Annotated in this window: 8 protein-coding genes and 1 riboswitch; of the genes, 3 read left to right on the forward strand and 5 right to left on the reverse strand. The window is 65.1% G+C overall.

Translation table 11 applies throughout. The annotated features are described in order from the left end of the window. Positions 1 to 35: 35 nt before the first annotated feature. The gene (locus tag TRD_RS06620; RefSeq protein WP_015922357.1) at positions 36 to 1022 is read right to left on the reverse strand and encodes a ribonucleotide-diphosphate reductase subunit beta; all 987 of its coding nucleotides are present in this window, start codon (positions 1020 to 1022) and stop codon (positions 36 to 38) included. Between the two features lie 19 nt (positions 1023 to 1041). Further along, positions 1042 to 3354 carry a ribonucleoside-diphosphate reductase subunit alpha gene (locus tag TRD_RS06625; RefSeq protein ID WP_015922358.1) on the reverse strand — a complete coding sequence of 771 codons (2313 nt, stop codon included), beginning with the start codon at positions 3352 to 3354 and terminating at the stop codon, positions 1042 to 1044. 130 nt (positions 3355 to 3484) lie between these two features. Beyond that, positions 3485 to 3669, reverse strand: a riboswitch (cobalamin riboswitch). A gap of 556 nt (positions 3670 to 4225) precedes the next feature. On the opposite strand from TRD_RS06625, the gene TRD_RS06630 reads away from it, so the two are divergent. Genes TRD_RS06630 through TRD_RS06640 form a run of 3 tightly spaced genes read left to right on the forward strand, consistent with a single transcriptional unit; the run spans position 4226 to position 8469 of the window. Further along, on the forward strand, positions 4226 to 5533 hold the full coding sequence (locus TRD_RS06630; RefSeq protein WP_015922360.1) for a glycosyltransferase: 1308 nt from the start codon (positions 4226 to 4228) through the stop codon (positions 5531 to 5533). 18 nt (positions 5534 to 5551) lie between these two features. Beyond that, entirely contained in the window at positions 5552 to 6703 is a 1152-nt protein-coding gene (locus TRD_RS06635) for a DNA double-strand break repair nuclease NurA (protein WP_015922361.1), read from the forward strand. After that, entirely contained in the window at positions 6700 to 8469 is a 1770-nt protein-coding gene (locus tag TRD_RS06640; protein WP_015922362.1) for an ATP-binding protein, read from the forward strand. Before TRD_RS06635 ends, TRD_RS06640 begins: the two co-directional genes overlap by 4 nt. A 51-nt stretch (positions 8470 to 8520) precedes the next feature. Here TRD_RS06640 and TRD_RS06645 read toward each other — a convergent pair whose 3' ends face one another. The 3 genes from TRD_RS06645 to TRD_RS06655 all read right to left on the reverse strand — a co-directional run bounded on the left by TRD_RS06645 (position 8521) and on the right by TRD_RS06655 (position 12583). Next, positions 8521 to 11049: a heavy metal translocating P-type ATPase gene (locus TRD_RS06645; RefSeq protein ID WP_015922363.1), complete on the reverse strand. Its 2529-nt coding sequence runs from the start codon at positions 11047 to 11049 to the stop codon at positions 8521 to 8523. 18 nt (positions 11050 to 11067) lie between these two features. After that, positions 11068 to 11379: a metal-sensitive transcriptional regulator gene (locus tag TRD_RS06650; protein ID WP_015922364.1), complete on the reverse strand. Its 312-nt coding sequence runs from the start codon at positions 11377 to 11379 to the stop codon at positions 11068 to 11070. A gap of 238 nt (positions 11380 to 11617) precedes the next feature. Continuing rightward, entirely contained in the window at positions 11618 to 12583 is a 966-nt protein-coding gene (locus TRD_RS06655) for a CapA family protein (protein WP_041436816.1), read from the reverse strand. Positions 12584 to 12600 lie beyond the last annotated feature (17 nt).

Raw genomic sequence — 12600 nt, forward strand, 5'->3', positions numbered from 1 at the left:
CCCCGCTCGCCTTCGTCGGGCACTGCACATCCACTCTACCAGCGCGCGCGGCCGACCTCGTAATGGATATTGCGGGCCTCGAAGAAGTTGACGATCTCCGGCATATCGACCTGCGCGACCATCCAACGCAACGGATTCGGTTCACCGAAAGCGATCGGCAAACCCAGTTCTTCCAACCGGCGATCAGCGATGTAGCGCACGTACCGGTTGAGCACATCAGCGTCTAGACCGATCAACGGCTCCGGGAGTACTGCCCGGTTGTACGCTTCTTCGAGCTCGACCGCACGTAGGATGAGCTCCCGCAGCTGGCGACCGAACGCCGCGCTCATGATTTCCGGATGCTCCTCCAGGATCGTCGTGATCAAGTGGATACCGAACGAGAGGTGGAGCGACTCGTCCTTCAGGACCCAATCGACGATGGTGCACAAACCACGCAACAGGTTTCGCTGCCGAAACGCGAGCGCCAGCGCGAAGCCGGAGTAGAAGAAGATTCCCTCCAAGATCACGAAGTAGCCGACGAGGTTGCGGACGAGTCGCTGCAGTCCCTCGACAGACTCGACGTCAGGGGTAACGAGCCACTGCTCGGCCAGCTGACGCTGGAATAGCTCTTTCGCCGCGACAGCTGGATGCTCCACGTGCAAGCCGAACACCCGCTCCCGGTCCAACGGCAGCGTCTTGATGACGTACTCGAACGCCATGACGTGGTTGGCTTCTTCCCACGCCTGTCGAGCCAAATACAGCCGAGCTTCCGGGGCCGTCACCGCCCGATAGAGACTGAGCAGCAGGTTGGTCGTGACCAGCGACTCCATCGGATTGAAGAAACCCAGGAACATTTCCACCGCTCGCCGCTCTTCATCGCTCAAGCGTTCATGCCAGTCGCGTACGTCATCGTGCAGCGGAACCTCTTCCGGGAACCAGGTGTTGTGCTTGGCTTGTTGGACATGCGCATAGGCCCACGGGTGACTCAGCGGGAAGAGCTCCACAGCAGCTAGGGGATCGCCTCCGAGCAATCGGCGGGCCATTCTGGTCCCTCCTCGTCCTTCACTGGCAACTTTCGCACGACCCATCGAGACGGCAGCTCGCCGCATCGCTCGCCAGCACCTCGCGCTCGGCGAGCTGCACCCATTGCGGGCGACGCCGCGCCTTGTTGACGGCAACCGTGGATTGCTCGATCTCCATGCGTGGACGCACGAAGCAGTAGTAGGTGCTCTTGAGCCCCTTGCGCCAGGCCGCCAGATACACCGCACTCATCTGCCCTGGTCGATCAGCCGCATGGTAGAGATTGCGACTGACCCCCATGTCCACCCACTTCTGAACCCGCGCCGCCACTTCGATGTACGACTCCGCCGGCACTTGATAGGCGGTCGGGAAGCGCGCGACGAGGTCGGGTGGACACCCCGGCACCGCTCGCAAGTCCCCACGCGCTGCCACGAGACCGGGCAACAACTGCTCCCAAAGCCCCCGACGCCGGAGTTCCTCGACGAGGATGGGGTTGACTTCCAGGAACTTCCCGGAGAGCGTTTGCCGGCTGAAGACGTTCGCATAGTACGGATCGAGACTCGGGGTGGTTCCCGCCAGTAAAGCGATGGTTGCGGTCGGTGCCACCGCCATCACGGCACCATTGCGCATGCCCCGCCGCACCCGCTGGCGCAGCGGTTCCCAGTCCAGTCGCCGCGTGCGGTCGACCTCCACCGGCAACCCACGATCGGCTGCAAGTTCATCGAGGGTATCGATCGGAAGAACACCGGCTGCCCAGCGGGAAAAGGCAAAGTTGGGAAACGCGCCTCGCTCCTCCGCCAGTGCGCAACTGGCGCTGATGGCGTGATAGCTGAGGAACTCGGCGATCTGATCCGCCAGATCCGCTGCTGCTGGCTCAGCGTACGAGACAGCGCGGCGGGCCAAGAGCTCGGCGAAGCCCATGAGGCCGAGTCCCACGGGGCGATTGAGCTGGTTGGCTCGCGCCGCGCGTTCCGAGGGATACAGGTTCGCATCGATGACGTTGTCGAGTGCCCGCATCGCCAGCCGCACCGTCGCCGCCAGCTGCTCCCAGTCCAGTTCGCCGGTCGGCGTGCAGTGGCGAGCGAGGTTTACACTGCCGAGATTGCACACCGCCACCTCGTCGCGACTGGTCGGGAGGAAGATCTCCGTACAGAGGTTGCTCGAGTGAATGACACCGATCCCGCGCAACTGAGAACGGAGGTTCCCGGCATCTTTGAAGGTGAGCCAGGGGTGCCCGGTTTCCATCAGGCTCGCCAAGATGGCCAACCACAGCTCGCGGGCAGGCAGGCGGCGCCAGGCTCGTCGGGGGAGCATCCCCGCCTCTGCCTGTCGGCAGAGTTCTCGGTAACGCTCCGAGAACGCGGCACCCACCAGATCCGGGAGCTCGGGCGCAACGATCGGATCGAAAAGGTACCAGAGGTCGTCCGTCTCGACACGCCGCAAGAACTCATCGGGGATCCAGAGCGCGGTGTTGAGCTGATGCGTACGACGGTAGGGATCACCGGCATTGCGGCGCAGATCGAGGAACGCTTCCACCTCCAGGTGCCACGGCTCCAGGTACACGCACATCGTGCCGCGCCGACGACCACCCTGACTGATCGAGGCGATCAGGGCATCGTACAGGTGAAGAAACGGGATCAGCCCACCGCTCGTCCCGTTGATCCCACGCACGGGAGCACCCGTGGCCCGGATGCGCGTCACGGCCGTGCCGATCCCGCCGGCGTACTTGGCCAGCATCCCGAACTCGTACGCCGAGCCCAAAATGCTTTCCAGACTGTCCTCGACCTCCGCCAGGTAGCACGAGGCCAACTGGTGGTGCGGCGTGCCCGCATTGAAGAGTGTCGGGGTACTCGGCAGATACCGGAGCGAACTCATCAGGTCGTACCAGCGCAGGGCCCAGCTGGTCCGCGTCTCAGGCGGTTCGACCAGCGCCAGCCCCATCGCCACGCGCATGAAGAGCGCCTGTGGTCGCTCGAGCAGCTGGCGCGTCTCCGGATCCCGGACCAGGTACCGATCGGCCAGCGTCGCCAGCGCCGCATAACCGAGGAGCGCGTCACGCGCCGGGTCCAGCGCTCGCGCCAGCACATCGAGCTGGAAGGTACGGAGTCGCGGGTCGAGCGCGCCGCGAGCGATGCCACGCTCGACGAATCGCCGGAAATGCTCGGGATAGGGGAGGGGCGTCCCGTCATCCGCCTCGCGTGCGATCTTTTCCAGGAGCAGCGCCGCTGCTTCCCGCTCGGCCTCGGGCCGATCGGGTAACTGCTGGAGACAGCTCAAGATCCGACTGTCCAGCTCGGCTGCTTCGTCCCGTGCGATCGGTCGGAGGTGGAGAGAACTCGACACCAGGGATACCATCGCACCGCCCTCCTGTTTTTCCGGCCGCCTCGCGCGACCGAGCGGCCAGAGCGGCAGCGAACGGATGCTCCCCCGGGATCGAGCATCCCGAACCGACCACTCCGGCCCGCACCCACCCGCGAGGCGCGGCACCGTTCCGAGCGGACGGGTCGGTCTTCGGGCTCGCGGATCGACCTACCAGCTGCACCTTCCCAGCGGTATCCCGCCAGTGGCCCCGGTCAGGATGACTGGCTGCAGCCTTCGTTCCCGCTCACCGCTGCGGGGCAGCGCCGGATTTGCACCGGACTTCCCGGCACCCGTCCACTTTCCGTTGCTGCACCACAAGAACAAGGGCTCCTGATGTTCTCGTTCCCCTAGATCTTGTGGTCACGCCTCCCAGTGTATGCATCAGGCACCCTCCTGGCAAGATGTTCCGAAAAGTCACCGCTCTCGTGCTGGCTGGGCCGGTGCTGCCCGCGGTGCAGCGGGATGCTTCGCACTGACTCGTTCCGCGAGACGACGGCGACACAGCCGTCGGGCACGAGCGCGCAGCCGCGTTGCAGGCGCCTCGAGCGTGCCGAGAAACCGTGACGACATGGCACGATCGAGAACGCACGCACCGGCAACTGCATCGTGGGGGAGCGGTGTCCCGGCACAGCGACACCGCCCCTCCTGCCTGGGCGAAAGGACCGAGTGGCTGTCGCGGCCGCGCGGCACGGCCACCAGGGAAGCGAACTGGGCACCCCTGCCGGCCGCACCGAGCGACTGGCCCGGCTCGGACCATCGCCTGCGCCTCGACTCCGCTAACTGTCATTCGCCACGACTGGACACGCGCTAGCACATCAGCTTATGATCCTGCTAACGCAGGACAGTGCGATTGGAGGAGGTGCATATGGCACAGCTGACTGTGGTGTTCTTCCCGGAGGGTGCCTACGGGCCGACGAACAACTGTATCGGGATCGGTCGAGCGCTCCAGGAACTCGGCCTCCGGGTCGTCTTCGTCGTCGAGGAATCGTTCGCGGGGACACTCGAAGCCAAGGGGTTCGAAGAGCGTCTGATGCGCTTGACGCCGCCTCCTGAGCAACCAGAGGAGCCAGGGCAGTTCTGGAAGGATTTCATCGCCAACACGGCGCCCCACTTCCGGGAAAGCACCTTCGAACAGATCCGCAGCCTGATCGCACCGATCTGGCGCTCGCTCATCGACGGCGCCCTGTACGTCGAGCCGCGGCTGCGCGAGATCTTCGCGGAGCTGCGCCCAGACGTGATCGTGGAGGACAACGTCGTCGCCTTTCCCGCGGTCGTCACGGCCGGTGTCCCCTGGGTCCGCATCGTGTCGTGCAACCCGTTGGAGATCCCCGATCCGGACCTTCCACCCGCCCTCAGCGGGTTGCCGACGAACGACCGCTCGGAGTGGGAAGCCTGGCGTCGAGAGTATTGGGACGCGGTCGGTCCGTTGCATGAAGAGCTCGACACCTTCTGCCGCGAGAACGGCGCCCCGCCGCTGCCACCGTTCGAGTTCATCTGGGAGAGCCCCTGGCTCGATCTCTACCTCTACCCGGCCGAGCTGGATTACCCGCGGTCGCAGCCCCTCGCGCCAGTCTGGCACCGGATCGACTCCTCGGTGCGCGATACGGAACCACCCTTCGAGTTGCCGGAGCACCTGCGTGAGGGCGGTCCGCTGCTCTACGTCAGCCTGGGCAGCCTGGGCTCGGCCGAGCCGGAACTGATGGGGCGTTTGGTCGACCTCCTCGGGCGCACTGATTACCGGGCGATCGTCAGTCTGGGCCCCCAGAAGGGGAAGCTTCCCCTTCCCGACAACGTCTGGGGAGACGAGTATCTCCCGCAGCCTTCTATCCTCCCGCTCGTCGATGCCGTGATCACCCATGGTGGGAACAATACGACGACAGAGTGCATGCATTTCGGTAAGCCGATGCTGGCACTGCCGCTCTTCTGGGACCAGCACGACAACGCCCAGCGCATTCAGGAGTGCGGCTTCGGCTTCCGCTTCCACCCGTATCGCTTCACGGACGACGAGTTCTTCCGCGCCCTGGAGGATCTCCTGACCAACGAGGAACGGAAGGCCCGGCTCGCGGCTGCCAGCGCACGCATCCAGGCAGTCGACGGTCGGCGCAAGGCCGCTCGCCTCATCGCGGAACTCGCGCGAACCAAGCAACCCATTTCGCGCCCGGCCCTCAGCTGAGCACGCGCGGATGGAGCGATGAGCCAGACGCGCATCTTCGTCGACCTCCCCGCCGCACTCGTCGAGGAACTCCTCGGTCGCACGCCGGAGCTGAGCCGCTCGGTCATCGAGCAGCTGACGAGCCAGCGGACCGAGCGCGAGCGCTGGCGGGATGTCCTGGCCCGCGAACGGTTGCTCGGAACACTGGCAGATCTTCCGGCAGCCCCCACGCCGACCACCTGCGGCGTCGACGGCTCGGTCGCGGTGGAGCGGTTGCTCGCGCACGACCTTCTGGTCGCTGGCGCGCTCGCGATCGAGGGCCTGACACCGCCGAGCGAAAAGCGCTTCTGGCCAGAGCCCCGTCATCTGCTGTGGGTCGAGCTCGTGCCCCACGACGACGCGAGCGACGCGCTTGCGCGAGCGCTGATGGCAGCGAGCGAAGTCGAACTGGCGGCCCGCGCACCGCATGACGTCGTCTTTCTCGATGGGTCGCTCACAACCCCACTGATCGCCTTCGATCAGGCGCTGCGCGCGCTCGCTACCCGAGAACTGCCTTCACCGGCCGCACGCGTTTTCCTCGAGGCTTTGCCCGAGCGGCTCGACGACCTCGCTCGTGTCCTGTGTTCAGCCGACCCACCGCGCTGCTGGGTCGGCGTGCCCAAGTACACCGCGCGGCGCGATCTCGCCATTCGGCTCGGCCTGAACCAACAGTTCGACGACCGAGCGCTCCTGACTATCCTCCTCGCTCCAGGAGAGTTCACATGGCCGATCCCAGTCACCACTGGTCGACGCCCCCACGCGTTCGGACTCGATCTCTTGCCAGACACCCTCCGCCTGCGCGCCAGCTCGTCGATCGAGCGTGTGCTGCGCGCGGTCGATCGACTTCGCGTGGTCTATGTGCGCTCTCACCCCTGGTTGCCGGCGCTCCGCCTCGAACTGCACGAGTCCGTCGCTATCGATTCCAGCCGTTTGGCCAGCGTACTCCAAGCCGTTCACGACCAGAGCGCGAGCGGGAAGCTTCGGGAACCGTTTCCACTCTACTTGGCTGACCGAATGGTACGCTCGCTCCGTCGCGCGACGCGAGCGCTCCGGCATGCTGTGCGCGAGGCAGCTGCGCGTGGGTATCCTGTGCTCGACGACGTGTTTCTCGCTCTGGAGTGCTACCGCAGCGAATCGCTCTCATCGCCATGAGCAGCGTCGCCCTGCTGCACGATGGTACCGAACCGATCGGTGTGCTCGGCTCCCCCTCATCCACGGGCCAGCTCACGCTGGAGTTGCTCGATGCAGCGACCCGGCGCAAGCTGGTCGGCGAACTGGTCATCCTGCCCTTCGTCCAGGACGGGGTGCGACATTATGCGCTCGGGCAGATTACCGAGATCGTCCTGCGCAATGTCTGGCACGAAGATCCGACGATCCGCAGCCTGGTGCGGCAGCGTGGACGGATCGACGCGGTGAGCGAGCGACAGGACACTCATCAGGGAATGCTGGCGATCAGCGCCGTGTTCGCCGAGGATGGAACCGGTTTCCGCCCCTCGATCCTCGGCACGGTCCCTCCCACCGGCACACCGATCTTCGCTGTAGGAGACGAAGTTCTCGATCAATTGCTCGCCCATGCTCGAGCCGAACTCTTCTATCTCGGTCGCGTCTACGGTTCGGGACCCAAGCTTCCGCTCTGGTTCAAACATTTCGGTCGCGGACCCCGCGGGGCCGGTGAGGCGTACCACGTCGGTATCTTCGGCAAGACCGGGTCAGGAAAGTCCGTCCTGGCCAAGATGCTCCTGCTCGCCTATGCGCGGCACCCGGAGATGGCGCTCCTGGTCATCGATCCGCAAGGCGAATTCAGCAAGGATCTCCGTGACCGATCCGCCCCAGGTGGCTTCCCTCTTCCGCTACGCACCGTCCTGCACGACGCGCTGGGCCGTGTCGCCGTCGTCCTCTCGGTTCGCGACCTCATCCTCGACCGTTGGGAACTGCTCGAAGAGCTGCTCGTGACCTCGGAATTCTTTGACAAGCTTTCTTTCGGTGTCCGCGAAAACCGTCAACTCGCTGCCCGCGAGATCGCGCAGCGTCTGCGCAAGCAGGGAGTGCAACTCGGTGATCTGTACGAACTGAAGACTTTCCAACGAGTGCTGTCGATCCTGAGCGACGAACAAGTCCAGCGTGTTTTCTACCGCTCAGCGGACGCTCGCGCTCGTTTCCAGTACATGCTGCAGCGAGTCGATCCTCGCGAGCTCTACTCGCACTCCTGGCGACCACTGGCCCTGCTCTTCAGTGACCGCGGAAATCCACGCGCTCGCACGATCGAGCGGGTCCTCGATGGTCTCTTCCGACCCACCGATCGGTTGATCGTCTCCCTCGATCTGTCGGGAGCAGATCCTGCCGATGAGCACGAGCAGGTTCTCTGGGACGAGACGATCCAAGAAATCGTGATTCGGCGCCTTTTGGAGGGGATTCGCGCTGCTGCCGAACAGGCCTATGCCCGGTCGGAAAATCTCAACACGCTCATCCTGATCGACGAAGCGCACCGTTTGGCACCCTCCGGCTACCTCGACCCCGAGTCGCCCCGAGCGCAAATCCGTACGCTGCTCATCGATGCGGTGCGCACGACACGGAAGTACGGGGTCGGCTGGTTGCTCATCAGCCAATCGCTCGCCAGTCTCCATCCGGAGATCGTCTCGCAGCTCCGCATCGCCTTCTTCGGTTATGGGCTGGGACTCGGTCAAGAGTATCGTGCCCTGGAGAGTTTTGCTGGAGGTGACGAGCACGCGCTCGCCTTGTATCGTCTCTTCCGCGACCCACACTCGAGCTTCGATCCGACCAGTCGCGTCTACTCCTTCATGACCGTCGGCCCTGTATCGCCGCTTTCCTTCGCCGGTACACCGCTCTTTTTCAACGCGTTCACCGATGTCCAGGAATTCTTGGCCGCCAACGGTCTCGTCCCGGCGAGCCCACGCTGACCCGTCCGCACCACTCTCCCCAGGCAATCGCGACGCGCCGGAGGCCGATCGTCACCGCGCCGCGAGGACGCTACTCTCCGCGCCGATTCGGCCGGTCTCTCGTCCTTCCCAACCAGCGGGCGTGAACCGGCGCAAGCGCAGCGAGTTCGACACCACGAAGACCGAACTCAATGCCATGGCCAGGCCAGCCAGCATCGGGTTCAAAAGCCCGGCGGCTGCGACAGGGATGAGCACGGTGTTGTACGCGAACGCCCAGAAGAGGTTCCAGCGGATGGTCGCCAGTGTCCGTCGAGCGAGCTCCAGCGCGACCAGAATCCCATGCAGGTCCGGTCGCACCAGCACGACGTCACCAGCCTCGAGCGCGACATCCGTTCCGCTCCCCATCGCGATCCCGACGTCTGCCTGGGCAAGGGCAGGAGCGTCATTGATCCCATCACCGACCATGCCGACGATCTGGCCCTCTTCCTGGAGCGCACGGATGACGCTCGCCTTCTGGTCAGGCAAGACATTAGCCCGAACCTCGTCGATGCCGACCGCCCGTGCTATGCTGCGCGCTGTCCGCTCGTTGTCGCCGGTCAAGAGCACGACGCGTAGACCACGGTCCCGCAACGCGCGCACGACGGTCGGCGCTTCCGGGCGCGGCCGATCGGCGAGCCCGATGAGGCCTGCGAGAGTACCATCGACCGCCACCGCAATCACCGTCTTGCCGGCTGCTTCGAGTGCCGCTGCGTCCTCGCTCGCCGGCTCGACGGTGACGCCGCGCTCCTGGAGAAAGCGCATCGTACCGACGAGGAGCATGCGCTCCGCGACCAGCGCTTCCACACCGCGGCCCGGGAACGCCTCGAACCGCTCCACCGACGGCACCGTCGAGTCGTTCTCCAGCGCGGCCTCGATGACCGCCCGCGCCAGCGGATGCTCGCTACGCGATTCCGCCGCCGCGGCGAGTCGCAGGAGTTCCTCGGCGCTCCAGCCCGCAACCGGGATGACGTCGGTCACGGTCGGTCGCCCGAGCGTGAGCGTGCCGGTCTTGTCCAGGACTATCGTCGTGAGCCGCTCCATGCGCTCGAAGACCTCGGCACGCTTCACGAGCACGCCGAGTTCCGCACCGCGACCTGTCCCCACGATGACGGCAGTTGGTGTGGCCAGTCCCATCGCGCAGGGGCAGGCGATGACGAGCACCGCGACAGCCGGCAACAAACCCCGCAATGGATCACCGGTTACCAGCCACCATCCCGCGAAAGTGAGGAGCGCGATCACGATCACCGCCTGCACGAAGACGCTCGCCACGCGATCGACCAGGGACTGGATGGGAGCCTTCGAGCCCTGAGCATGCTGCACGAGACGGACGATCTGAGCGAGCACAGTCGCCTGCCCGACAGCGGTTGCCTGGAGGACGAAGGTGCCCGTGGTGTTGAGCGTCCCGCCCCACACGCGATCACCCGGGCCCTTCTCGACCGGCAGGCTCTCCCCGGTCAACATGCTCTCGTCGACCGCCGAGCGTCCCTCGATGACGAAACCATCGACCGGAATCCGCTCGCCAGGCCGCACGACGACGAGATCACCGGGTAAGACCTCGTGCACCGGAATCTCGATCTCGCGACCCCCGCGCCGGACACGCGCCGTCTTCGGCTGCAATCCGAGCAGTCGCCGCACGGCCGACGTCGTTTGCCCCCGCGCCCGCGCTTCGAGATAGCGGCCCAGCAAAATCGCCGCGATCACCACTGCCGCGACGTCGTAATAGGTGTGACCGACATGCGCGTGCGGTGCCCAGAGGGCCGCAAGCGTACTGGCGAGCGAGGAGAAGAAGGCAGCACTCGTCCCCAAGCTGACCAATGTGTCCATCGTAAACTGGCCGTGTCGCAGATTGTGCAGCGCCGCGAAGTGGAAGCGGCGTCCCAAATAGCCCCACACCGGTAGCGTCGCGACGAGCAGGACGATGCTGGACCACCGCGATGGCGGCACGAACATGTTCAGCGCCACGACTGGCAGCGCGAGCACCCAGGCCAGAATGACTTCGTCGCGCAGCCGCCGCAGCTGACGCGCACGACGCTGCTCCGCCTCGTCGCTCGCCTCGGCTACCGCCGGAATGGTCGGCACGATCGCAGCATGGTAGCCAGCCGCTTCGACGGCGCCGATCAAGGCATCGAGGCTCGTCGTGTGCGGATCGTAGCGAACCAGCGCACGCTCGCTCGCCAGGTTGACGCTTGCCTCCTGCACCCCTGGCACCTGGCTCAGTGCTCGCTCGACGCGGCGGACACACGAGGCACAGGTCATTCCCTCGATAGCCAACTCGACCGTCGCTGCCGCCTCTGCTTCACTGGCGGGTGGAGTCGCGAGCGGTCGAGCGTGGTAGCCAGCGCGCTCGATCGCCGTAGTCAGTTCTTCCACCGCGACATCTGGCCGACTCAACGTCACTGCTGCCTCTTCGGTCGCGAGGTTGACACTCGCTTCCGCGACACCCGGCACCGAGGCAAGCGCTCGCTCCACCCGGCGCACGCAGGAAGCGCACGTCATCCCCTCGATGGCCAGGCGCACGACTGGAGTCGACTCGGCTCGTCGCTGTTCACGCGGATCGCTCATCGTGTCCCCCTCGGCCGTTCAGCCCACGCTGCGGGTGAACCGTTCGATGGCTTCCGTCAATTCCTGGATCGCTGCTTCCTTGTCCTCGGCTCCCAGCACGCAACCGCGAATGTGATCTTCCAACAGCAACAGACCGACGCTCCGAGCAGCCGCGATCACCGACGAAAGCTGCACGAGGATGTCTACGCAGTAGCGATCCTCTTCCACCATCCTGATGATGCCGTGCACTTGACCTTCTATCCGGCGGAGGCGAGCGAGGATGCGCGCCTTATCCGCCCGATAGGAATCGACTCGTCGCTCGCAGCTGGGTTCCTCTCGTCGCTCGTCCATCACTCCTCCATATACCCCTCTAGGGTATATTCTCTCTTCAGCATACACGACCGTGGTCGAGCCGACAACGAAAAACTCGAGGTGGACGCTCTCGAGCGATATCCGACTGGCCTCAGCAGTCTTGCGCACCAACGCCGAGGGATCGGCGTCACGGGAAATGGCACGCTGACGAGACAAGAGACGGCTACTCGCCGTCACCAACTCGACGGGTAGCAGAGAACGAAGAACTCGATCCCGCTCACGGCAAGAGACGCAGCCCGCCGTTCGCGAACTCGGCCCGCGTGCCGAGTTCGGCACACAGGCGGCGCATTCGTTCGCACTGGCGTGCCGCGCGCAACGGATCGGAGCGACGCGCCTGAAAATCGACGATGACCGTTGGCACCAGCTGGATTTCGCGGACAGCGTTTCCATCGAGCATCACGATGAAGACGAACGACTCGTCGTTACGCTCGACCTCATCGACCGCGTAGTCATCGACGAAGTCGCCACAGCTGTAGAGGATCGCACCCCCCTGGTAGAACTCGACGCCACGCGTGATGTGCGCACTGTGTCCGTAGACGATGCGGGCACCAGCCTCGAGGAGGGTGCGCCCGGCACGGACGTGTTCGGGCAGCGGTCGCTCACCCCAGTTCGGTCCCCAGTGATACGAGACGATCACCGCGTCGACCCGCTGGGCGGTCTCCCGCACGAGCTCGCCGAGATCGTGGAAGCGCGGATCAGCAGGATCGCACGGTACGTAGAAGATACCAGGAAGACCAGGCCGCGCTTCCCACTCCGGCTCGTTGTCAGTGACCGCGATGAGTGCGCAGGAAAGGCCGCCGACGGCGAATCGGGCTGGGCGGCGTGCCTCGGCAAGATCGTGCCCAGCACCGGCGCGAGCGATCCCAGCCCGATCCAGCGCCTCCAACATCTCCGACAATGCTCGATCACCGAAGTCCAGGACATGATTGTTGGCCAGCGAGGCCGCGGTGAGCTGAGCGGTCTCCAGTACCACGACGTTCTTCCGATCGCTCCGGAACACGAAGCGCTTGCCAGGCCACGGCTCACCGGTATCAGCGAGCACGCATTCGAGATTCGCGATGCGGGCATCGGCTGCAAGCAAGACGGGCAGGACGTCGCCCCAGGGATAGGCCGGCGACGTCTCGCGCAGGATGCGATTGACCAACCGGCCCAGCATCACATCACCGATGAGCGCGATCCGAATGGCCTGCATGGCCGATC

The sequence above is a fragment of the Thermomicrobium roseum DSM 5159 genome, from assembly GCF_000021685.1.
GTDB lineage: Bacteria > Chloroflexota > Chloroflexia > Thermomicrobiales > Thermomicrobiaceae > Thermomicrobium > Thermomicrobium roseum.